The 21,825-nt window shown below is 68.8% G+C and carries 27 protein-coding genes; 19 read left to right on the top strand and 8 right to left on the bottom strand.

What is annotated here, in order from left to right; genetic code table 11:
- Positions 1-82 precede the first annotated feature (82 nt).
- Both CQ045_RS04730 and CQ045_RS04725 read right to left on the bottom strand, forming a co-directional pair.
- On the bottom strand, positions 83-1,753 hold the full coding sequence (locus CQ045_RS04730; RefSeq protein WP_105721539.1) for an MDR family MFS transporter: 1,671 nt from the start codon (positions 1,751-1,753) through the stop codon (positions 83-85).
- Positions 1,754-2,365, bottom strand: a complete 612-nt coding sequence (locus tag CQ045_RS04725) for a TetR/AcrR family transcriptional regulator (protein ID WP_105721538.1) — start codon at positions 2,363-2,365, stop codon at positions 1,754-1,756.
- A gap of 164 nt (positions 2,366-2,529) precedes the next feature.
- Between CQ045_RS04725 and CQ045_RS04720 the strand changes: the two genes are divergently transcribed.
- The 9 genes from CQ045_RS04720 (at position 2,530) to CQ045_RS04680 (ending at position 6,609) form a co-directional block, all read left to right on the top strand.
- A complete protein-coding gene (locus CQ045_RS04720) occupies positions 2,530-2,973 on the top strand; it encodes an Asp23/Gls24 family envelope stress response protein (RefSeq protein WP_258130952.1) in 444 nt (147 codons plus the stop codon).
- The gene (locus CQ045_RS04715) at positions 2,970-3,161 is read left to right on the top strand and encodes a DUF2273 domain-containing protein (protein WP_105721537.1); all 192 of its coding nucleotides are present in this window, start codon (positions 2,970-2,972) and stop codon (positions 3,159-3,161) included. Before CQ045_RS04720 ends, CQ045_RS04715 begins: the two co-directional genes overlap by 4 nt.
- Complete coding sequence (locus tag CQ045_RS04710) at positions 3,158-3,505, top strand: hypothetical protein (RefSeq protein WP_105721536.1); 348 nt, start codon at positions 3,158-3,160, stop codon at positions 3,503-3,505. The genes CQ045_RS04715 and CQ045_RS04710 overlap by 4 nt, the downstream gene beginning before the upstream one ends.
- The gene (locus tag CQ045_RS04705; RefSeq protein ID WP_105721535.1) at positions 3,502-4,068 is read left to right on the top strand and encodes a hypothetical protein; all 567 of its coding nucleotides are present in this window, start codon (positions 3,502-3,504) and stop codon (positions 4,066-4,068) included. The genes CQ045_RS04710 and CQ045_RS04705 overlap by 4 nt, the downstream gene beginning before the upstream one ends.
- A complete protein-coding gene (locus tag CQ045_RS04700; protein WP_105721534.1) occupies positions 4,065-4,688 on the top strand; it encodes a hypothetical protein in 624 nt (207 codons plus the stop codon). The genes CQ045_RS04705 and CQ045_RS04700 overlap by 4 nt, the downstream gene beginning before the upstream one ends.
- A 94-nt stretch (positions 4,689-4,782) precedes the next feature.
- Entirely contained in the window at positions 4,783-4,956 is a 174-nt protein-coding gene (locus CQ045_RS04695; RefSeq protein ID WP_105721533.1) for a CsbD family protein, read from the top strand.
- A 122-nt stretch (positions 4,957-5,078) separates the two neighbouring features.
- Positions 5,079-5,645 carry an RNA polymerase sigma factor gene (locus tag CQ045_RS04690; protein ID WP_105721532.1) on the top strand — a complete coding sequence of 189 codons (567 nt, stop codon included), beginning with the start codon at positions 5,079-5,081 and terminating at the stop codon, positions 5,643-5,645.
- Positions 5,642-6,262, top strand: a complete 621-nt coding sequence (locus CQ045_RS04685) for a hypothetical protein (RefSeq protein ID WP_105722138.1) — start codon at positions 5,642-5,644, stop codon at positions 6,260-6,262. The genes CQ045_RS04690 and CQ045_RS04685 overlap by 4 nt, the downstream gene beginning before the upstream one ends.
- Positions 6,262-6,609 (top strand): hypothetical protein, encoded by a 348-nt coding sequence (locus CQ045_RS04680; RefSeq protein ID WP_105721531.1) that lies wholly within the window; start codon positions 6,262-6,264, stop codon positions 6,607-6,609. The genes CQ045_RS04685 and CQ045_RS04680 overlap by 1 nt, the downstream gene beginning before the upstream one ends.
- Positions 6,610-6,672: 63 nt before the next feature.
- On the opposite strand, the gene CQ045_RS04675 is transcribed toward CQ045_RS04680, so the two are convergent.
- Positions 6,673-7,518 carry an SDR family oxidoreductase gene (locus CQ045_RS04675; protein WP_105721530.1) on the bottom strand — a complete coding sequence of 282 codons (846 nt, stop codon included), beginning with the start codon at positions 7,516-7,518 and terminating at the stop codon, positions 6,673-6,675.
- A 93-nt stretch (positions 7,519-7,611) separates the two neighbouring features.
- Between CQ045_RS04675 and CQ045_RS04670 the strand changes: the two genes are divergently transcribed.
- From CQ045_RS04670 to glmM, 8 genes are all read left to right on the top strand, one after another.
- Positions 7,612-7,977 carry a helix-turn-helix domain-containing protein gene (locus CQ045_RS04670; protein WP_105721529.1) on the top strand — a complete coding sequence of 122 codons (366 nt, stop codon included), beginning with the start codon at positions 7,612-7,614 and terminating at the stop codon, positions 7,975-7,977.
- A 100-nt stretch (positions 7,978-8,077) separates the two neighbouring features.
- Positions 8,078-9,619 (top strand): APC family permease, encoded by a 1,542-nt coding sequence (locus tag CQ045_RS04665; protein WP_105721528.1) that lies wholly within the window; start codon positions 8,078-8,080, stop codon positions 9,617-9,619.
- A 2-nt stretch (positions 9,620-9,621) separates the two neighbouring features.
- Positions 9,622-10,089: a ribonuclease E activity regulator RraA gene (gene rraA / locus CQ045_RS04660; RefSeq protein WP_105721527.1), complete on the top strand. Its 468-nt coding sequence runs from the start codon at positions 9,622-9,624 to the stop codon at positions 10,087-10,089.
- 43 nt (positions 10,090-10,132) lie between these two features.
- A complete protein-coding gene (truA, locus tag CQ045_RS04655; RefSeq protein WP_105721526.1) occupies positions 10,133-10,981 on the top strand; it encodes a tRNA pseudouridine(38-40) synthase TruA in 849 nt (282 codons plus the stop codon).
- A gap of 55 nt (positions 10,982-11,036) precedes the next feature.
- Positions 11,037-11,705, top strand: a complete 669-nt coding sequence (locus tag CQ045_RS04650; RefSeq protein WP_105722136.1) for an endonuclease/exonuclease/phosphatase family protein — start codon at positions 11,037-11,039, stop codon at positions 11,703-11,705.
- Positions 11,706-11,890: 185 nt separating this feature from the next.
- Positions 11,891-12,337 (top strand): 50S ribosomal protein L13, encoded by a 447-nt coding sequence (gene rplM, locus CQ045_RS04645; protein ID WP_028502254.1) that lies wholly within the window; start codon positions 11,891-11,893, stop codon positions 12,335-12,337.
- Between the two features lie 27 nt (positions 12,338-12,364).
- A complete protein-coding gene (gene rpsI / locus CQ045_RS04640) occupies positions 12,365-12,850 on the top strand; it encodes a 30S ribosomal protein S9 (RefSeq protein WP_017828210.1) in 486 nt (161 codons plus the stop codon).
- 14 nt (positions 12,851-12,864) lie between these two features.
- Entirely contained in the window at positions 12,865-14,223 is a 1,359-nt protein-coding gene (gene glmM / locus CQ045_RS04635; protein WP_105721525.1) for a phosphoglucosamine mutase, read from the top strand.
- A 72-nt stretch (positions 14,224-14,295) separates the two neighbouring features.
- On the opposite strand, the gene CQ045_RS04630 is transcribed toward glmM, so the two are convergent.
- Complete coding sequence (locus CQ045_RS04630) at positions 14,296-15,744, bottom strand: hypothetical protein (protein WP_105721524.1); 1,449 nt, start codon at positions 15,742-15,744, stop codon at positions 14,296-14,298.
- Complete coding sequence (locus CQ045_RS04625; RefSeq protein WP_105721523.1) at positions 15,741-16,526, bottom strand: glycosyltransferase family 2 protein; 786 nt, start codon at positions 16,524-16,526, stop codon at positions 15,741-15,743. The genes CQ045_RS04630 and CQ045_RS04625 overlap by 4 nt, the downstream gene beginning before the upstream one ends.
- A 63-nt stretch (positions 16,527-16,589) precedes the next feature.
- Here CQ045_RS04625 and CQ045_RS04620 point away from each other — a divergent pair, with 63 nt between their 5' ends.
- Complete coding sequence (locus tag CQ045_RS04620; protein ID WP_105721522.1) at positions 16,590-17,075, top strand: GtrA family protein; 486 nt, start codon at positions 16,590-16,592, stop codon at positions 17,073-17,075.
- Positions 17,076-17,086: 11 nt separating this feature from the next.
- Here the strand turns inward: CQ045_RS04620 and CQ045_RS04615 are convergent, their stop codons facing one another.
- Together CQ045_RS04615 and CQ045_RS04610 are read right to left on the bottom strand one after the other, a co-directional pair.
- Complete coding sequence (locus CQ045_RS04615) at positions 17,087-18,535, bottom strand: polysaccharide biosynthesis tyrosine autokinase (protein ID WP_105721521.1); 1,449 nt, start codon at positions 18,533-18,535, stop codon at positions 17,087-17,089.
- Positions 18,536-18,611: 76 nt separating this feature from the next.
- Positions 18,612-19,991: a polysaccharide biosynthesis tyrosine autokinase gene (locus CQ045_RS04610; protein ID WP_105721520.1), complete on the bottom strand. Its 1,380-nt coding sequence runs from the start codon at positions 19,989-19,991 to the stop codon at positions 18,612-18,614.
- Positions 19,992-20,085: 94 nt separating this feature from the next.
- On the opposite strand from CQ045_RS04610, the gene CQ045_RS04605 reads away from it, so the two are divergent.
- Complete coding sequence (locus CQ045_RS04605; protein WP_105721519.1) at positions 20,086-21,198, top strand: hypothetical protein; 1,113 nt, start codon at positions 20,086-20,088, stop codon at positions 21,196-21,198.
- On the opposite strand, the gene CQ045_RS04600 is transcribed toward CQ045_RS04605, so the two are convergent.
- Positions 21,195-21,791 carry a low molecular weight phosphatase family protein gene (locus tag CQ045_RS04600; RefSeq protein WP_105721518.1) on the bottom strand — a complete coding sequence of 199 codons (597 nt, stop codon included), beginning with the start codon at positions 21,789-21,791 and terminating at the stop codon, positions 21,195-21,197. The genes CQ045_RS04605 and CQ045_RS04600 overlap by 4 nt on opposite strands.
- Positions 21,792-21,825: the final 34 nt, after the last annotated feature.

The following is a 21,825-nucleotide window of genomic DNA, read 5'->3' as shown; positions in this document are numbered from 1 at the left end:
GAATGCCCGATCGGTGTCGAAAAGAGGAGCCCCTTGACAGGCCGCGGCCCCCGCTCCCCGAAGGGGGCGAGGGCCGCTCGAGTCACCGTGCCACGGGGGTCGAGCCCGTGTCCGCCGGCCCGCGATCCGTGATCCCGGCCGCCTCCGCCCGCGGATCGCCGCGGAGCTCAGCCTCCATCCGCTCAGCCTCCTCGCCGCTGATGGCTTCGCCGCGGGCCACGAGTCCTGCCTGGTCCGACAGCGGGATCTGCTTGAGGAACAGGGAGAGCAGCAGGGCCAGCGCGATGAACGGCACGAGGTACCAGAACACCGGAGCCAGAGCGTCGGCGTAGGCGGTGACGATACCCTCGCGGACCTCGTCGGGCAGCGAGCTCAGCGTCGACGGGTCGATCGTCGATGCCGCCTCCGACGCGGCATCCGGCGAGGCACCGGCTCCGGCGAAGACGCCGAGCAGGTTCTCGGTGAGCCTGGTGGTGAAGATGGTGCCGAACACCGCGGTGCCGAGCGACGCGCCCACCTCCCGGAAGTAGTTGTTCGTGCTGGTCGCAGTGCCCAGTTCGCCCGCGGGTACCGCGTTCTGGACGACGAGGACGACCACCTGCATGATGAGGCCGAGTCCCGCTCCGAAGACGAAGAGGAAGACGCAGATCAGCCAGATCGGCGTCGCGGCCGACAGGGTCGTCATCGAGACCATCGCGATGCCGGTGATGATGGTGCCGAGGATCGGGTAGATCTTGTACTTCCCGGTCTTCGAGATCGCGATGCCCGAGAAGATCGACGTCCCCATGAGACCGACCATCATCGGGATCATCAGCAACCCGGATTCGGCGGCGGACGTACCGGATGACATCTGCAGGAAGGTCGGGACGAATCCGATCGCGGCGAACATGCCGATGCCGAGCACCAGGCCGATCGCGGTCGCATTCACGAAGATCGGGTTGCGGAACAGGCTCAGCGGGATGATCGGATCCTGCACCCGCGATTCCGTGATGACGAAGGCGGTCGCCGCGACGACGAGCCCTGCGCCCCACGCCCAGGTGGCCAGCGAGTCCCAGCCGAACTCCTTGTCTCCGCCGAAATCGGTGAAGAAGATGAGGCAGGTCGTCGCGATCGAGAGGAAGATCACGCCGAAGATGTCGATCGGCTTCTCGGCCTTCTTGCTCGGGAGCTTCAGCGCGACCAGCGCGATGATGAAGGCGGCGATGCCGACCGGGATGTTGATGTAGAACGCCCACTGCCACGTCAGGTGGTCGACGAAGTAGCCGCCGAGGAGCGGCCCGGCGACGGCGGACAAGCCGAAGACGGCACCGAGCGGACCCATGTACTTGCCCCGCTCGTTGGCGGGCACGATGTCGGCGATGATCGCCTGCGAGAGGATCATCAACCCGCCGCCGCCCAGGCCCTGCAGGGCGCGGAAGACGACGAACATCCAGAAGTCGGTGGCGAACGCGCAGCCGACCGAGGCCAGGGTGAACAGCGCGATCGCGACCAGGAACAGGTTGCGCCGACCGAGGACGTCGCCGAACTTGCCGTAGATCGGCATCACGATCGTGGTGGCGAGCAGGTAGGCGGTCGTGATCCAGACCTGGTGGTCGACGCCCCCGAGCTGTCCGACGATGGTCGGCATGGCGGTGGACACGATGGTCTGGTCGAGGCTGGAGAGCAGCATGCCCGCGATGAGGGCGCTGAAGATGATCCAGATGCGGCGCTTCGTGAGCAGGAAGGGCGCATCCTTCGTGGCGGTGGCGGACATTCAGTGGTCTTTCTGTGACGGTGCGTAGAGCGAGCGGGCGAGGTCGAGACGACGCGCGATGAGTTCGCCGAACGGCTCGGTGGACTGGTGGTGCAGGAGCTGGTCCATGCTCATCCGGACGAGAGCGCCGACGGTGTGCACGACGACCTCGGCGCGCAGCTCGGCGTCGGCGGAGTTCGGCGTGCGTCGCAGGATCAGGCCCATGTCGCGCCGCTCGTTCTTCGCGAGCTGCTCGAAGGCGGCCTTGAGAAGCCGCGGCTCCTGCTCGATCACCGCGAACATGGCAGGGGCATCCTCGACCGGGTTGAAGAGATCGAACCGACGGACCGTCAGTCGGATGAAATCGTCGAGGAGATCGCCGCGCTGGGTGGCGAACTCCTCCTCGAGCGCCTCCTGCCGGGAGTCGATCGTCGCGAATCCGAAGACCGCGTTCTCCTTGCTCTCGAAGTAGTTGAAGAAGGTGCGCCGCGACACCCCGACCTCGGCGCACAGCTCTTCGATCGTGAATCCGGCGAATCCCCGCTCGATCGTCAGTCGGCGAGCCGTGTCGGTGAGGGCACGGGACGTCTCCCGCTTGCGCTGCTCCCGCAGAGAATCTGCACTGTCGCTCATGGAGTGCAATATTGCACTCTCTACCTTGGAGTGCACTGTGAGCGGGGAGAAGTCAATTTCGACGAATCTGTGACGATCTGCCGCCCCGATCCGTCTTAGAGGTGTCGCTGACCTGCGACCCGCGCTCCGCATCGGAGTCGGACACACGGATGAAGGAGCTCACAATGGCGAACGTGACTGGTGGCACCCAGCCCAAGGCTCAGGTCGTCGCACCGCTGCAGGGGACCGCCGCGGGCCGGACCACGATCGAGGATGCAGTGGTGGCGAAGATCGCCGGCATCGCCGCCCGCGAAGTCAGCGGCGTCCATGCGCTCGGCGGGGGCGCCGCGCGCATGGTGGGGGCGATCCGCGAAGCCCTCAGCACCACCGACCTGTCCCAGGGGATCAGCGTCGAGGTCGGCGAGACCCAGGTCGCCGTCGACGTCACGATCGTCGCGGAGTACCCGGTCTCCTTGCAGAAGGTGGCCGACGAGGTGCGTGCCGCCATCCACCGCGCCATGGTGGAGCTGGTCGGCATGGACGTCGCAGAGGTCAACGTCACCGTCAACGACGTGCACATCCCCTCCGATGACGAGGGCGACGGCACGCAGGAGACGCGAGTCCAGTGAACACGTCGGTGATCGGAGCGGCGGTCGCGGCGGCGCTGGCGCTGACCTGGGTCGTCCTGGGCTTCTGGGCATTCGTGCTCGTCGCACTGGCGATGCTGATCGGCGCGGTCGCCGGCCGCATCCTCGACGGACGTCTCGACGTCCGAGCGCTCGCCGCGGTCTCCCGGGGTCGGCGCTCCTCCTCATGACGGTCGACGACGCGCCGCAGGCGGGGGAGGACGTCGTCGTGGGGACGACGACCTTCACCGCCCGCGCGCTGCAGCGACTCGCCGTCGGCCTCGCGCGCGATGCCGCTCGAGTCGCGGCCCGCGACGTCGGGGTGCAGCTGTCCGACGAGCGCGGCGCGCTGCGGATCACGGTGACCGTGCCCGTGGCCATGGGCACGCCGTCGGAAGCGAATCTGGTCGACAGGGGAGACGGCCTTCGACGCGCGCTGGTCGAGGGGATGCGCGATCTCGCCGGCCGCGAGGTCGGCGCTGTCGACGTCCGGTACTCGGGGGTTCGCCGGAACAGGAAGAAGAGAGTGAGATGACGAACGAGCAGGCGACATACCGGCGGGTGCTCCGCCGGGAGACCCACGCGCCACGCACGATCCCGGCCGTCGTGGTCGCGTCGATCGGAGCCGCGCTTCTCCTCGCCCTTCTCGCGGGCGGGGTGTGGTGGCTCGTCGATGAGGGTTTCCGCGCCGGATCGGGCCGATGGCTCGACGGTCTCTCGGCCTCGCTGCAGCAGCGGGCAGTGCCCCTCGGACTGGGTGCGGGACTCGCCGTCCTCGCGCTCGTGCTTCTCGGACTCGCGGTGCTGCCGGGTCGTCGCGCCCGCCGTGCTCGCACGACCGATCGCACCGCGCTCCTCGTGGACGACGGGGTGATCACCGACTCGATCGCCGAGTCCGTCGCCCGTCGCGCCGGTGTCGACCGTGGCCGGGTGGCCGTGACCGTCAAACGCCGCACTGTCGCCGTCAGGATCACTCCGACCAGCGGCATCCCCGTGGATCGGGCGTCGGCCGAGTCCGCGGTGGTCGACACGCTGTCGGGAATCGGGTTCGCCGCGACGCCGCGGGTCGTCATCGAGGAGAGGGGAGTGGTCGCATGAACGCGATCAATCGAGTCATGAACCGTGTGCTGCTCTTCGCCGCCGGAGCGGTCCTGCTGGTCGGGGGAGTCGCGGCGCTCGCCGCGGGAGTCCTCGCCGCCGACGAGCCGCCCGCATGGCTGCGACCGCTCGCGGCGACGACGACGGACGCGTGGGAGGCGGTCGTCGGGTGGACCCGGACCTGGGAGATCGCGGGCATCGGTGCAGTCTCCGGGCTGTGGCTGCTCGCGGCGGCCGCGGCGGTGATCACAGCGCTGCTCCTGGTGGTGTTCGTGTGCACGCGGAAACGGGGAGGGTCGAGAACCGTTCTCGAGATCGACACCGCGGGCGGGCGGACGGCCGTCGACCGGGACGTGGCCGATGCCGTGCTCACCGAGACGCTGGTCGGTCGTCCGGATGTGCTCTCGGCTCGCACCGGGGCCTACCGGATCGGCGGCGTGCGGGCGCTCGAGCTCGCTGTCACCGTGCGACCGGGTGCGTCACTCGGGGCGGTCGTCGCAGCCGCCGAGGGGGCGATCCGTGAATGGGACGAGCTTCTGGGAACGCGCGTTCCGATCATGTTGCACCTGAAGGATCGGCGCTGGCGTGATGCGCACCGCTCGCCGTCGAGGGTGCGGTGACCGGCGTGATGGCCGGGAGGCAGAAAGACCGACGCGGGGTTCCGCGAGAGGAGTCGGCCCCGAAGTCCGGGGTCGATACGTGAAAGGAGACGCCATGGGCGCTGAAGACAAGATCAAGGCCGCTGCCGAGAAGGTCGCCGGCAAGGCGAAGGAGACGGTCGGCAAGATCGTCGACGACGACAAGCTCGTCGCCGAGGGGAAGGCCGAGCAGGCCAAGGGTGACGTCCGCGACGCCGCCGAGAACGTCAAGGACGCATTCAAGAAGTAACGGGCGAGGGAGAGGCTCGCACGAGCCTCTCCCTGTCTCCTCCAAGGGTGGCGAGGGATGATTCGATCCGTTGGGGCGACCGCTCCGAATCTCTCGGGAGATCGGATCGAGGAGTGGGGAAGATGGAAGACGAACGCTTTCGCAGGGCGCTCGAGCACGCGGACGACAGCATCGTCGCGGGACGGGCGATGGACGGCGACGTCGAGGCGTTCGCCGTCCTCGTGCGCAGATATACGCCCATGATGCGTGCGTACACGCAGCGGATGCTGAACGCCTCGGCCGATGTCGACGACGTCGTGCAGGAGTCGTTCGTCACCGCATGGCAGCGATTCGGAGAACTCGAAGACCCGTCGAAGGTGAAGAGCTGGTTGATGCGGATCGTGAGTCGGAAGGCAGTGGATCGGATCCGTGCCATCCGCCCCGTGGTGGACATCGACGAACTGGATCGCCCTGCGCCCTTGCATGCGTCGCCGTCTGCGGTCGTGGAGGTACGGGCAGGGGTCGCGGCGTTGGGGGCCGCGCTTCGCGAGCTTCCGGACGCGCAGCGCGAGTGCTGGGTATTGCGGGAGATGGGCGGGTACTCCTACGAGGAGATCTCGGACGAGCTCGGGATCCCCGTCTCGACTGCGCGAGGACTGCTGGCGCGGGCGCGAAAGTACATTCTCGTACGGATGGAGGAATGGCGATGACCGAAGACCGAGAGGCTCCCGGAGCCCGCAGGCTCGGGCTGGAACCGACGGATCTCGACGGGCACACGCTCGAAGAGCTCACCGACTACCTCGAAGCAGGACGTCAGCCCCTCGACCGCTCGATCGAGGAGTCGCCCGGCTGCCAGCTGGCATTGGATGCGCTCGAGCGGCTCCACGGTCTCGGCCCGGAGCTGATCGACGCGGAAGCCGCGGCGGCACCCGAGGTGGATCCGAGCTGGGTCGACCGCATCCTCCGCGGAATCGCGATGGATGCGCGGGCCGGACGGCGCATCCCGTTCGATTCTCCCGACCCGACTGTGGACCTGGGGATCACCGAGGGTGCGGTGCGCGGCCTCATCCGCTCGGCCGAGAGCGCAGTGCCGGGGCTGCTCATCGGACGCTGCCGCATCACGGGTGACGTGACGACGGCGGGAGAGCCGATTCGGGTGGAGATCGATGCGAGCGCGCTGCACGGAGAGCCGATTCCGCTGATCGCCGAGCGCCTGCGTACCGAGGTCGACCGCGGCCTGCGCGCGCACACCGAGCTGAACATCGTCGGGATCGACATCGCGATTCGAGACATTCGGGAGGTGTCGTCGTGGACGGACGAGAGCTGATGACCGCGGAGTCGCGCGCCGGGCTCGCGGCGGAGATCGAGGCGACGGTGCGGGCGACGCCGGGTGTGCGCTCCGTCTACCGCTCCGGTTCGCTGATCTCCGGTCTCCTGCGGGTGGGAGCCGAGGCCCTCGGTGTGCGCAGCGACGACGAGCCGATCGTGTCGGTCGTCCTCGCGGAGGGCGGGGTCGCCGTCGAGGCGTCGATCGGAGTCGCCGAGGGTGCGCGATCGGGGGACACCCTCCACGCTGTGCACGCGGCGGTCGATGCTCTGCTCGACGAGAAGGGCGTGCGGCGGCGGAGCCTCACTCTCACCGTCGTGCACGTGCAGTCGACGGATGCCGCGTGAGGCTCGGACGCGAAGTGCCGCTCCCGAACGATGAGAGCGGCACTTCGGTGTCCACAGCCGAGGTCAGGCGACCGCGCGCAGTCCCTCCACGAGCGGGGTGGTCGGGCGTCCGATGAGGCGAGAGAGCGTGCCGTCGGAGTCGGCCAGGGCGCCGTCGCGGATTCCGGCATCCAGTGCGGCGACGAATCCTGCGGTGCCCTCGTCGAGGCCGGCTTCACGCAGCGCCGCGACCTGATCGTCGAATGCGATCGGCACGTACGCCACATCGCGGCCGGTGATCTCGGAGAACGCTGCCGCCAGATCGCCGTAGGTCCAGGCGACATCGCCGCCCAGCTCGTACACCTCGCCGACGTGCCCGTCTTCGAGCGCGACGACGGCCGCCGCATCCGCGAAGTCCCTGCGGCTGGCCGAGGCGACGCGTCCTTCTCCGGTTCCTGCGGCGAGCACGCCGGTCTCGGCGGCGCGGGCGAGATCCGCGGCGTAGTTCTCGGTGTACCAGTTGTTGCGGAGGATCACGGCGGGGAGCCCGGCGGCGGCGATGAGCTCTTCCGTCGCCTTGTGCTCCGGAGCCAGGACCAGGTCGCTCGTGGTCGCCTTGGGTGCGCTGGTGTAGACGAACTTCGTGACGCCGGCCTCCTTGGCCGCATCGATGACCGCCCGATGCTGGGCGACCCGCTGCCCGACTTCGGAACCGGAGACGAGCACGACGGTGTCCACCCCGTCCAGGGCGGCGGTGATCGATGCGGGATCGGTGTAATCGAGACGGACGACGGGCACGCCCAGATCGGCCGCCTTCGCCACATCGCGAGCGCCCGCGACGATCGACTGCGGGTCGGCGCCGCGCTCGATCAGGCTGGCGATGATGAGGCGGCCGAGGTTGCCGGTCGCGCCGGTGACGAGGATGGTCATGGGGGTCCTTTCGTAGGTGACACCCTCGACAACCCGCGGCGGGGTACTCGGCATTCCTAACTGCAGGTACCCACTTTGAAGTAAGGTACCCACATGACGGTTAGTTTCGCGCAGATAAAGGAGTCCACTCCGTTCGTCTTCGATCAGAACTGCGGCACACGCGTCGTCCTCGATCACATCATGAGCAAGTGGGGAGTGCTGGTGCTGTCGTGCCTGTCCGACGGCACGCACCGCTGGGGTGCGCTGCGCCGCGAGGTCGACGGCATCAGCGAGAAGATGCTCGCCTCGACCCTCCGCACCCTCGCCGACGACGGCCTGGTGCATCGGGAGTCGCTCCCCACCGTGCCGCCGCATGTCGAGTACAGCCTCACGCCGCTCGGCCGAGACCTGATGGAGCGGATGCTGCCGCTGATGGAATGGGTGGCCGACCATGCCGACGGGATGCTCGGAAGGGCCTGATTCTGCGGATTCCGTCGTGAAGCCCTGTTTCGGGCTTCGGATTCAGGCGGTCGAAGAAACCCGTTGACGCGATAAACGCGGTGGCCCTACTGTTCTGAACATGGCAGCAACGACGCCGATTCATCTGGAACGACCCGACGGCAAGGGTCTGGCTGCGGGAACACTGGGACTCTGGGGGTCGACCGTCATCGGGCTCGCGTCCACGGCTCCCGTCTACTCGCTCGTCGCGACGCTCGGATTCGTTGTGCTCGCCGTCGGCGCGCAGGCGCCGATCGCCTTCATCATCGCGTTCGTCCCGATGCTCCTGATCGCGTTCGCGTATCGAGAGCTCAACAACGCCGTGCCGGACTGCGGGACCACGTTCACGTGGGGGACGAAGGCCTTCGGCCCGTGGGTGGGCTGGATGGGCGGCTGGGGCGTGGCGGTCGCGGGAATGGTCGTGCTCGCCAACCTCGCTCAGATCGCCTCGGTGTACTTCTGGTCGCTGATCGGACAGGACCTCGAGAACAACGACTGGCGCGTGGTCCTGGTCGCCGTCGCCTTCATCGCCGCCATGACGTGGGTCAGTTGGCGCGGGGTCGAGATCGGCGAGCGCATCCAGAACATCCTGCTCGGCATCCAGTACCTGGCGCTCGCGATCTTCGTCGTCACTGCGCTCTGGCAGTTCTTCGCCGGCACTGCCCCGAACCCCACCCCGTTCGACTGGGAGTGGATGAACCCGTTCGCCTTCACCGACTGGTCGGGCTTCACCGAGGCGATCCTCCTCGCGCTCTTCATCTACTGGGGCTGGGACACCTGCCTCGCCCTGAACGAGGAGACGAAGGACCCGAAGCGCATCCCGGGCCGCGCGGCCCTGCTCACCACCGTCATCCTGCTGTTCACCTACGTCGCCGTGACCATCGCGGCCATGATGTACGCGGGGCTGGGGGAGGACGGCACGGGCCTGGGCAACGAGGCGAACGCCGACGACTTCTTCCTCGCCATCAAGGACGGGCTGCTCGGCCCGTTCGGCTGGGTCCTGGTGGTGTCGGTCATCATCTCGGCGATCTCGTCGACCCAGACCACCATCCTGCCGACCGCCCGCGGCACGCTCGCGATGGGCGTGTACCGCGCGCTGCCCGCGAAGTTCAAGGAGGTGCACCCGACGTACAAGACGCCGTCGTTCTCGACCATCGTCATGGGCGTGGTCGCCTCGGTGTACTACGTCGGGATGACGCTGATCAGCGACAACATCCTGCAGGACTCGATCCTCTCGCTGGGCCTCGCGATCGCCTTCTATTACGCCATCACCGGCTTCGCGTGCGTCTGGTACTTCCGCAGGGACCTGACCTCCTCCGCCCGCGAGTTCTTCTTCAAGGGGCTGTTCCCGCTGCTGGGCGGCCTGATGCTGGCGTGGGCGTTCATCCAGTCCGCGATCGACATGTGGGACGTGGACTACGGCTACACAGTGCTGTTCGGCATCGGCGGCACGTTCGTGATCGGGGTCGGCTCGCTGGCGTTCGGGCTCGTGCTGATGTTCCTCTGGTACCTGTTCCCCCGGTCGAAGCGCTTCTTCCGCGGCGAGAGCCTGAACCGCGAGACCCAGGTGATGGTGCCGGATGAGCCGGCGGTGACGATCCGCTCGATCGACGGCGGCATCTGAGGATGCCGATCGCCACGGCCGACCTCTACGACGAGCGCGAAGAGGGGATCCAATCGCTGTCGCTCCAGCTGCGCTCCTTCGGGCGGCGGGCGGCGTTCGACGGGCCGATCCGCACGGTGCGCTGCCACGAGGACAACGCGCTGGTGAAGGCCGCGCTCGCGACGCCGGGCGACGGGGCGGTGCTCGTCGTGGACGGCGGCGGCTCGCTGCAGACCGCGCTCATGGGTGACCTGATCGCCGCGTCCGCCGTGGCGAACGGGTGGGCGGGCGTCGTGATCAACGGCGCGATCCGCGACCGCGTCGCGATCGACGGGCTCGACCTGGGCGTGAAAGCGCTCGGTACGAACCCGCGCAAGAGCGCCAAGCTCGGCGCCGGCGACGTCGACACCACGCTCGAGTTCGGGGGAGTGGTGTTCCGTCCGGGGGCGCGCCTGTACAGCGACGAAGACGGCATCCTCGTCGAACGCTGAGGGGGCGCCGGGGGTGCGAGCGGGCGTGTCCTAGGCTTGCTCCGTGCGCATCCGGCTCGACATCGCCTACGACGGCACCCACTTCCGCGGGTGGGCGAAGCAGCCGACGCTCCGCACGGTGCAGGGCACGCTCGAAGCGGCGCTCGCACGGATCGTGGGCTCCGACGTGCAGTTCGTGGTCGCCGGACGCACCGACGCCGGCGTGCACGCGAGCGGACAGGTCGCCCACGTCGACCTCGACGAGAAGCAGTGGTCGCGCATCGAGGCCAGGCACGGTCGTGCGGCGCAGGATCCGGCAGGGTCCCTCGCCGGGCGGATGCGCGGTGTGCTCGGCGCATACTCCGATGTCACGGTCACGCGATCCTCCCTCGCCCCCGCGGGATTCGACGCCCGGTTCTCCGCCGTCTGGCGCCGCTACCGCTACCGCCTCGCCGATGCGCAGGCCGGGTTCGACCCCCTCCGCCGCCTCGATACGACCAGCATCCGCGGCCGCCTCGACGAGCAGGCGATGGATGCTGCGGCCCGCACCCTCATCGGGCTGCACGACTTCGCCGCCTACTGCAAGCCCCGCGAGGAGGCGACGACGATCCGCACACTGCTCGACTACCGCTGGGAACGTGACGCCCAGGGCGTGCTGGTCGCCGAGGTCAAGGCGGATGCGTTCTGTCACAGCATGGTCCGTGCCCTCGTCGGCGCCTGCGTGGCCGTCGGCGAAGGCCGTCTCGACGTCGGCGACCTCGTGGTGCTGCGCGACGCCCTCACCCGCACGAGCGAGTTCAAGGTGCTGGCGGCGCGGGGCCTGATCCTCACCGAGGTCGGATATCCCGCCGACGAGCTGCTCGAGCTGCGAGCCACCCAGACCCGCGCTCGCCGTGACGGGACGAACGACTGACACGGCGCCGATCCGGAGCCGGGGCACAGCAGAGACGGGTAGCGTGGGAATGATCATGAAGGTCATCTCCTACAACCTCCAGAAGCACAGGGCGGCAGGCGAGCTCGCGGCGATCGTCGGCGAGCACGATCCCGACATCCTGTGCCTGCAGGAATGCGACGTGCCGGCCCTGCCGGCGGAGATCGGCGACCTCGTGCTCGCGGACGCCACGCAGGGCAACCGCCTCGGCCTCGCGCTCTTCTACCGATCGAGCACGTTCCACCTTCAGGCGATCCGCACGCTGGGGCTGAAGAAGTCGCTGCACGACCGCATCGCCAAGCCCGCGCACGAGCGCGTGCTGGGGGCGCGGCTGCGAGACATCGACGATCGGCAGGACTTCATCGTCGCTTCATTCCATGCGGCCCCGCTCACGGCGCTGAACTCGCTGCGACGCCATCAGATCCGCGCGGCGCTCACCGAGCTGGCGACGCTCGGCGAGGGGCTGCCGCAGCTGATGGTGGGCGACTACAACTACCCGATCTTCAAGGAGAACCTCGGCCAGGCCGTGCGCGACCACGGGTATGCGCTGTCCCTCAGCGACGACCACACCTACACGCGCTACCGCGTCTTCCGAGGGCACTACGACTTCGCGACCTCCGTCGGTTTCGAGATCGAGCGCATCACCACCCTGCCGCAGGGCTCGAGCGATCACCGTCCGATCCTCGTCACGGTCAAGCCCGACTGAGCCGGGAGATTGGGCATACGGCTTCCGGTGGCGTATGCTATCTCTTTGGTGCCTTTCCTCGTCCGCGGGGAAGGGTCATCGTCCGAACGTGAGCCCTCCACTGGCGTGTTCCTCCCCGTCGGGAAGAACCACCCCGGAGTGGGATTCACGAACTTCTCCGTTCGACACAAGAAAGCAGCACTATCGTGACGCGCACTTATACCCCCAAGGCTGGCGAAGTCCAGCGCGACTGGGTCGTCATCGACGCCACCGACGTCGTTCTCGGCCGTCTGGCATCGCACGCCGCTACGCTCCTGCGTGGCAAGCACAAGCCGACCTTCGCCAACCACATCGACTCGGGTGACTTCGTCATCATCGTGAACGCAGAGAAGGTCGCGCTCACCGGTCAGAAGCTCCAGAAGAAGCTGGCCTACCGCCACTCCGGTTACCCGGGCGGCCTGAAGTCGGTCACCTACGCCGAGCTCCTCGAGAAGAACCCGGTCCGCGCTGTGGAGAAGGCCATCCGTGGCATGCTCCCCAAGAACAGCCTCGGCCGCCAGCAGCTGTCGAAGCTCAAGGTCTACGTCGGCGGAGAGCACCCGCACGCCGCGCAGCAGCCGCAGACGTACACCCTCGACCAGGTCGCCCAGTAAGCGCCGTAAAGACTTAAGGACATACTCGTGGCTGACATCCAGGACACCACCGAAACCCCCCAGAACTTCTCGACGTCGACTCCCGAGACCGATGTGGTCGAGGCGGCTCCCCGCCCCGTCCTCAGCGTCCCGGGTGCCGCTGTCGGCCGTCGCAAGCAGGCCATCGCCCGCGTGCGCATCGTCCCCGGCTCGGGCACGATCACGGTCAACGGCCGCACGATCGAGGACTACTTCCCGAACAAGCTGCACCAGCAGCTGATCAACGACCCGTTCACGGTGCTGAACCTCGCAGGTGCGTACGACGTCATCGCGCGCATCTCCGGTGGTGGCCCCTCGGGTCAGGCCGGTGCGCTCCGTCTCGGCATCGCTCGTTCGCTGAACGGCATCGACGAGGAGAACAACCGTCCGACCCTCAAGAAGGCCGGCTTCCTCTCGCGTGACGCTCGCGTCAAGGAGCGCAAGAAGGCCGGACTCAAGAAGGCCCGTAAGGCGCCTCAGTACTCGAAGCGTTAAGGTCCACTGCTCCGATGCCGATCTTTGGCACGGACGGCGTGCGAGGACTTGCCAACGGCATCCTCACCGCCGACCTGGCGCTCACCCTGGCCCAGGCGACTGCTGTCGTCCTGGGCCAGGGCCGTACTGCGGAGGCTCGCAAGGCCGAAGGCAAGCGACTCCTCGCAGTGGTCGCCCGGGACCCCAGGGTCTCCGGACACTTCCTCACCGCCGCCGTCTCCGCGGGATTGGCCTCCTCGGGGGTCGATGTGCTCGAGGCAGGGGTCATTCCGACGCCCGCGCTCGCATTCCTCGTGGCCGATCGTGACGCCGACTTCGGTGTGATGATCTCGGCGTCGCACAACGCGGCGCCCGACAACGGCATCAAGATCTTCGCGCGCGGGGGCCGCAAGCTCCCCGACGTCGTCGAGCAGCGCATCGAAGAGGCCATGCACGGCGAGATGCTGCGCCCGACGGGGGCAGGCGTCGGTCGTATCGACCGGTTCTCCGACGCGGAGGACCGCTACGTCGTGCACCTCCTCGGCTCGCTCCCGAACCGCCTCGAAGGCATCCACGTGGTGCTGGACTGCGCGCACGGCGCGGCATCCGGTGTGTCTCCGGAGACGTTCCGCGACGCGGGCGCCGAGGTGACCGTCATCGGAGCGGACCCCGACGGCTGGAACATCAACGACGGCGTCGGCTCGACCCATCTCGACAACCTCGCCGAGGCCGTCGTCCGTCTGGGCGCCGACATCGGCATCGCCCACGACGGCGATGCCGACCGCTGCCTCGCCGTCGATGCGGCGGGCAAGGCCATCGACGGAGACCAGATCATGGCCATCCTCGCGGTGTCCATGAAGGAGCGCGGCCACCTCACCGACGACACCCTCGTCGCCACCGTGATGAGCAACCTCGGTCTGCACGTCGCGATGCGCGAGAACGGCATCACCGTGCGGCAGACGGCGGTCGGCGACCGCTACGTGCTCGAAGACATGAACGAGGGCGGCTACGCCCTCGGCGGCGAGCAGTCCGGTCACGTCATCATGAGCGAGTTCGCGACCACCGGCGACGGCATCCTCACGGGCCTCCATCTGGTGGCCGAGATGGCGCGTCAGAAGAAGACGATCGCCGAGCTCGCCGCGGTGATGACCGTCTACCCGCAGGTCCTCATCAACGTGCGCGATGTCGACAAGGATCGTGTCTCCGATGACGAGGTCGTGCAGCAGGCCGTGCGCGACATCGAGAGCGAACTGGGCGATTCCGGACGCGTGCTGCTGCGCAAGTCCGGCACCGAGCCTCTGGTGCGGGTCATGGTGGAGGCCGCCGACGCCGAGTCGGTGCACGCCTACGCTGGTCGCCTCGCCGAGGTCGTCCAGGAACGCCTGGCGCTCTGACCCCCCGCAGTAATCCAGAACCGGCCGACCGCTGATCTCAGCGGCCGGCCGGTTCTCTCTGCGCCCTCGCCGCTACGGGGCGGCGCAGATCCGGAAGTAACCGCTGTCGGCGAGCGTCTCGGTCGCGCACCCACCGCCGGTGAGGCGCGGAACGCCGTCCATCGCAGGCGCATCGAAGAGACCGAGATGCGCGCCGGTGAGCACGATCGGCGCGACGGCCGCCCCCCAGGGATCGGCGGCCAGCCACTCGACGTCGTTCTCGGCGACCCAATCGGCGAGCGGTGCGACAGTGGCGCGCTGGCTCTCCAGCGTCACCTCGCGGGGCAGGAACGACGACACGACGTGCGCTGTCGCTCCACCGGCCACCACGGCGGCGAGCACGGCCGCCGCGACGACGCCGGCGAGCCGCAGCGCTCTGCGGCGCGGCAGGCGCGGCACGGCCCACAGCGCCACCGCCGCGATGATCGGGAAGAACGCGAAGATGCCCGGAGCCGGGTGGCGGACCCACAGCGGCAGCCGGGATGCCGTGGCCCACCAGCCGACGAACGCCAGGGCTCCGACGAGCGCGGCGAGTGCGTAGGCGATGACCAGACGCTCGGCATCGGTGGCGGTGCGCCAGCGGAGCACGACGCCGGTGAGGGCCAGGGCGACGGCGATCACGGCACCCAGCAGTGCGAGAGCCGCCGGCAGCGACCAGGAGCCGGCGAGGGTCCCGAGCTTCTCCAGCACCGAGGACGTGGCGTCCTGACCGCCGCTGCGCACGAACCGGACGATCGCCCGCAGATGATCGACGAATCCGGCGGGTCCGAGGGAGAGCAGTGCCGCGAGCTCGACGAGCAGGGTCGGCACGCCGACCAGCAGCAGGGGCAGCCAGGAACGTCGCAGCGTGTCGGCGATCCGCGGCCACCCGCGTCCGTCCGCCAGCACCCACAGCGCCACCGCGAAGGCCGGCAGTGCGAGCAGGGCGATCAGCTTGGCCTGGACGGCGAGTCCGATCAGCAGCCCGGCGAGCCACGCGCGGCGCGGCAGCACGACCAGCGCCCAGACGATCAGCGCCGCGGCGGGGATCTCGCCGAGCAGGTCGGCAGGGCCTTGGATGGGGGAGACGCCCGCCCCGGCGGTGAAGGCCAGGGGCACGGTGACCGCGAGCAGCGCGGCCCAGCGTCCGCCGATCCGCCGCCCGAGCACGGCCAGCCCGGCGAGCAGAGCGATCCAGAACGCCAGGGGGATGAGTCGTCCGGCCGTCACCGGATCCATCCCGGTCGCGAGCAGCGCGGCGACCGGGACGAGCACGACAGGTCCCGTCGAGATGCGCGGGTCGAACGGGGTGATCACCGAGCCGGACAGCGCGCCGTCGCTGGAATAACCGAGACCCGCGAGCAGGTTGCGGGGGACGGTGAGGTTGAACGCCTCGTCCTCCCAGAACCGCCAGACGGTGAGGCTGTGCCAGGCGACGATGACGTGCCCGATCAGGAGGGCGGCCGCAGCGGCCCAGAACAGGATCGTGCGGGTCCGCGTCATCGCGTGACGGGCTCCGGGCGGCGGATGGCGCGCAGCGGCGCGGAGGGCCCCAGCGAGAGGGCCCAGGCCTCGCCGAGCGCGACGGCGACGAAGCGGCGCAGTCGCTTCGGCGGCAGAGCGACCCCGGCAGCGCGTCCCCACATGGTCCCCGTGGCCGATGACCCGCGTCGCGGAATGCTCTCGACCCGCAGGTAGCGCACGGTGAAGCCCGCACGCGCCTCGGCGAGGGAGAAGTGGACATGGGGGATCGAGGCATCGGCGGGGACCGCATCCACGAGCACCCGCAGTGCGTCGGGGCGGTAGGCGCGCAGGGGAGTGTTGACGTCGGGGATACGACGGCCCGCGGCCAGAGCGATGAGGAGGCCGACGGCGCCCGTGAGCACCTTGCGGTACCAGGGGTCGGTGCGGCCGTCGCGGACTCCGTGCACGACATCGGCGTCTTGGGACTCGAGGGCGGCGATCAGCCGCGGGAAGTCGCTGCCGTGGAACTGTCCGTCGCCGTCCACGTGCACGAGCACATCGGGGTCGGCCGCGAGCCCTGCGCGGTACGCCGCCAGTGCGGTCGGGCCGTGCCCGCGGTTGAGCGGCTGCACCTCCACGGTCACGTCCGCGACGTCGTCGAAGGCCGAGGCCGTGGCATCCGTCGAGCGGTCGTCGGCGATGTGGAAGGTCACGCGTTCGACGAGAGGGGACACCGATGCCCGGATCTCATCGACGAAGCCGCGGATACCCTCGGCCTCGTTGAAGGCGGGCATGACGACGGCGAGGTGGGTGAGGTGCACGGGAGTCCTTGGGCGCGGTGACGACGCGCAGGTTCTCAGGCGCGCACCGAGTAGCCTAGTCGAGTGAATCAACCCTCCCGCCTCCGCCGCGTCGTGGGCGTGGGAAGCCGCTTCCTCGTCGTCGGCGGACTGAGCACCGTGATCGAGATCGGCGTCTTCAACCTCCTGGTCTACGGTCTCGACTGGAACGTCGTCGCGGCCAAGCTCGTCGCTTCCGCCGTCGCGCTGGTCAATGCGTACTTCGGCAATCGCGAATGGACGTTCCGCCACCGCGATCGACGTGGCCGAGCAAGCGAGCTCCTGCTCTTCCTCGGCGCGAACGTCGCCTGCACGGCTCTCGGCGCGGGGATCGTGTGGGCGGGTGTGGGCGCGGCGCACGTGCTGCTCGGGCGCGAGCCCGGCGCGGTCGCGGTCAACCTGGTCAATCTCGTGAGCATCGGGATCGTCGTGCTGGTGCGATTCGCCCTCTACCACTGGGTGGTCTTCCCGTCGTCGTCGAAGACTCGAGACGCTGAAGCCGTTGTGGGCGCTGACTTGCCTCGCCCCTGAAGCGGCGCTTCTCAGACCCCTGCCTTGCTCCGCATCTTGACGCGCCGCGGCTGGCTCTCGGACTTCTTCAGCTGCACCGGGTCCTGCTCGATGTTCGTCGTCGAGCCGTAGGTGTAGGCGCCGTAGCCGTAGCTGTCGGGTCCCTTGGTCGGGAGCATCGTGACGACTGTGCCGAGCATCGGGACGCCAGCGGTCTCGAGAGTTCGGATCGCGCCTGCGAGTTCCTGTTTCTTCGTCTTGCCGGAAGCGGCGACGAGGATGACACCGCTGGTCTTCTTGCCCACCACTGCAGCGTCGGTGACGAGCAGCAGCGGGGGCGCGTCGATGAGGATGTAGTCGAAATACTCTTCGAGAGAGGCGAGCATGCGGTCCATCGCAGCGGAGCCGAGCAGCTCGCTCGGGTTCGGCGGAACCGGGCCGCTCGGCAGCACGTAGAGCTGATGTGCGCCCCACTTCTGGAGCGCGTCGGCCACGTCGACCTGTCCGATGAGGACGTTCGTCAGCCCCACTCCGCCCTCGATGCCCATGTAGTCGGCGACGCGGGGCAGGCGGAGGTCGCCGTCGATCAGCGCGACCCGCACACCTGTCTCGGCCAGTGCGATGGCGAGGTTCGCCGTCGTGGTCGATTTGCCTTCGCCGGGGCCGGAGCTCGAGATGACGAGCGTGCGTGGTCCTGCGTCGACATTGAGGAACTGGAGGTTCGTGCGAAGCGTGCGGAAGGACTCCGAGCGCGGGCTCCGCGGGTCGGCGTGGACGATGAGCGGTCGCTTCTGCGCCTCCGGGTCGAAGGCGATGCCGCCGAGCATGGGCCGGTCGGTGATCTGCTCGATGTCGTGCAGCGTGTGGATCCGCACGTCGAGAACGTGGCGGAGCACGGCGATGGCGACTCCCGTCGCGAGGCCGAGGAGGCCCCCGAGGATGACGAGGAGGGGGACGTTCGGGCTCGATGGGCGCGTCGGCGCGGTGGCCGGGTCCGTGACCGTGATGCTGACCGGACTCGCAGCGTCTTCCGTCGTCGGCTTCTCGAGGGTGTTCTGCACGGCGTTCGTGAAGCTGATCGCCGTCTGATTCGCGATCGCGGCCGCGGTCTCGGGGTCGGTATCCGTCGCCGAGATGTTGATCGTCACCGTGTTCAACGGTGTGGATGCGCTCACGCGAGACGCGAGACCTGCGACGGTCGTATCGAGGTCGAGCTCGTCGATCACGGGCTCGAGCACGAGCCCGGTGCCGATGACATCCACGTAGGTGGTGACCATCTGACGCGCGAAGGTCGTCCCCTGCACGAGGTCGCCGGTAGCCGCTCCCTCGCTGCGGACGGAGACGTAGAGCTGCGTCGAGGCGACGTATCGAGGCGCCTGCGCCAGCGCGTACGCGGCGCCGCCGGCGAGACCGACCAGCAGGAGCACAAGCATGATGAGCCAGTTCCTGTGCAGGATGCGCAGGTAGTCGCGAAGTTCCACGCGGCAGGTCTCCTGAATGTCGGTGATGGGGAGGGAGAATCTGGGCCATTCTCCCATAGGGGGTCGCCTCAGTCGGTCAGCGGGGCGCCTGCTGGTGCGTCGCGCCGTAGGAGTACTCCCCGTACGACGCCTTGTCCACGCCCGTGGTCGGGAGCATGGTGACGATGGTCCCGAGGACGTTCGCGCCGATCTTCTCGATGCTCTCCACAGCAGCCGAGAGCCGTGGGATCGTGGTCTTTCCGGACGCCGCCACGAGCAGCGCGCCGTTCGCGCGGCTGGCGATCACGGTGGCGTCCGTGACCAGAAGCACAGGCGGTGCATCGATGATGATGACGTCGAATGCTCGCTTGAGTTCGGCGAGCAGCGACTTCATGCCACCGGAGCCGAGGAGCTCAGCAGGGTTCGGTGGCACCGTCCCCGCAGGCAGCAGAAAGAGTGTGCCCCGGCCCCAGCGCTGCATCGCCTCGCTCGCGGGTATGCGTCCGGCGAGTACATCGCTCAGCCCGACGCCGCCCTCGATGCCGAAGTAGTCCGCGACTCGGGGAAGACGCAGATCGCCGTCGACGAGTGCGACGCGTGCGCCGGACTCGGCGAAGGCGATCGCGAGGTTCGCGGCGGTGGTCGACTTTCCCTCTCCTGGGCCGGCGCTGGTCACGACGAAGACCGCGGACTCCCCTCCGATCGCAAGGAACTGGACGTTCGTGCGCAGTGAGCGGAAGGCCTCTGCCCGTGGGTCGCTCCGGTTCGCCGCCATGATCAGCGGTTGGCTGGAAGCGTTCGAATCGAAGGCGATGGCGCCGAGAAGGGGAGCGGCGGTGGCGCGCTCGACATCCTTCGTGGAACGGATCCGGGTGTCCAGGATCGTCCGAAGGGCGGAGCCGCCGATACCTGCGGCGAGACCGATGAGACCGCCGATGAGGATCGACAGGACCATGTTCGGCGCGACGGGGGTCACCGGCACCTGCGCAGCCTGCAGCGTATCGATGCGGATGAGGCTCGAGGCGTCATCCGGACGCTTCTCGAGCTGCTCGACGACGACCGTGGCGAAGCTGTCTCCGATCGCATTGGCGAGGCGAGCGGCCTGACTCGGGTTGCGATCCGAGACGGTCACGGTGATGGCCAGACTGTTGATCGCGGCGCTGGCGCGCACCTTGCCGGCGAGCGCGGACGGCTCGACATCGAGGCCGAGGTCGTCGATGACCGGCTGGAGCACGAGCGAGCTGGAGACGAGCGCGACGTAGCTGGTGATCGCCTGCTGAGCGTACGTTCGGCCGAGGTTCAGCTCCACCGAGCTGCCCGATGGGGATTGCGCGGCGACGAGGAGCTCCGTGGACGCCTCGTAGCGCGGGGCGGTGTTCAGAGCGACGAGCGCGCCGACGGAGACCCCGATCAGCGTCGCCGAGATGATCAGGACGACGTTGCGGCGGAAGACGCGCAGATAGTCGTGGATGTCCATGGGCTCCTCGGGGGCGAGTGCGCGCGGAAGAGGCGCCGGTAGTCTGTGTCGAGACTACCGATATTCCGCCCCATCATCATCCGGAAGCACCCTCATGAGCACCCTCGAAGGACTCTTCACGAACGACGCACGCTCGTCGCGTCCCGGCCCCGAGGAGGCGCAGGGCCGCGAAGAGCATGACCTGGAGCAGGTGGTCGGGGCGCGCCGGTCGGCGGCGCCGTCGACGCGCGTGCACGCAGACACCGCACGTCTTCTCGCACTCGTGGACGCAGCGGAGAAGGCCCCTGGCCCTGCTCCGCTCGCAGCGGGCGAAGCCGGCAGGGCGACGCCGAGGCGGGGTGCTCGTCGTATCGATTGGATCAGTGTGTCCGCAGCCACGCTCGCCGTCACGGTCGTGCTGGGGACACTCGGGTTCGCCGGGGTCCAGATGGCCAATGCCTCTCCCGCGGCGACCGCCGCGCAAGCACTGGAAGAGGATGAGGCAGCCCTTGCGAGCGCGGAACGCGGGATGACCGCCGCGGTCGATCGGCTCTCCGCGGAGATCGCCTCCGGTGCGTCGCAGTCGACGACGACGCGGAGCGTGATCCAGGGGCTGGAGGAGTCGATCGCCGAGCCTGATGCACAAGCCGCCGCCCTCGCGGCGGTCGATGCCTACGCCGCCGCGCTGGCAGGTGTCGTCCTACCGGAGGTCCCGCAGGCTTTCGCGCCCGCTGACGTCGACGAAGATTCACTGACCGAGGTCGCCGCTGCGCTCGACGAGGTTCGAGAGCGATCAGCCGCCGTCGACGATGCGGTGATCGAGATCCGCGCGCTGCGAGCCGCCGTCGACCAGAACGCGACGACGTATCGGCAGGCGCTCGACGTTTTCGCGGCGACGTTCGCCGCGCGCGCGGCGCTGGAGGTCGAGGAGAACTCCTCGGCGGGGCAGGAGCTCCGCGACGCCGTCACAGCCGCCGCGGCAGCACTGACCACGGTCCCGCTCGACGAGGCAGCTGGCCACCAAGCCCTCGCCGCCTATCAGGAGGCAGTCCTGGCGCTGCGTCGCGAGGGTGAGCGCGCTCGCATCGAGGCGGAGGCCCAGGCAGAGCGCGCGCGGAACGCCGGCGGTCGCGGCGGGCAGGGCGCTGAGGAGAACGTCGACGGGTCGACCACTCCGCCGGATGAGACCACGCCCACCGACCCGGGGACCGACTCCCCGCAGCCCTAAGCGCCGGCGACCGAGAGGCGAACCACGCGCACCACCTGGTCGATCGCGGGGACGAGCTGCTGGCCGGAGCGTTCGTAGGTGGCCCACGAACGGCGGTAGGGGTCGACGACGTCGTCCTCCTCGGGGTTCGCCGGCGGAGCGGTCATGCCGCGTCGCGCAGCGACAGCCGCGACGCCCGCTCGCAGCCGGGAGGACGGATCGTCGTGTGCGTCGGCGGCGACGAGGATGTCGGCGTCGGCGGTGTCGGCGGCGAGTCGGGCGAACTCGCGCAAGGTGAAGGCGGAACGCAACCGTGCGGGCGCGAGTTCGACGATGCTGCGACGATGCTCGCGCGCCAACGCGAGGATGAGGTCCGGACTGCCGAGCGCTGCGGCGGTGAGCGGTGTCGAGCGGTGCGCGGCCGCCATTTCGGGGCCAACGCCGTACTGAATCGCGAGCTTCTGCGCCTCGGCCGGCATTCCGACGGAGTCCAGGCCGTATGTGCCCGCACTCGTCACCGTGCCCGGAAGATCGGCGAGGCGCGAGCGCAGCAGTTGTTCGGCAAGGGGCGAGCGGCAGATGTTGCCCGTGCAGACGGTGATGATCTCGAACACGGAAGACCTTCCAGACAGGGGGACTCAGGCCACT

It is taken from the genome of Microbacterium sp. MYb66 (genome assembly GCF_002979435.1).
Lineage (GTDB): Bacteria > Actinomycetota > Actinomycetes > Actinomycetales > Microbacteriaceae > Microbacterium.
The sequence above is the reverse complement of the archived record's forward strand: the minus strand, read 5'-3'. Positions and strand labels throughout refer to the sequence as shown.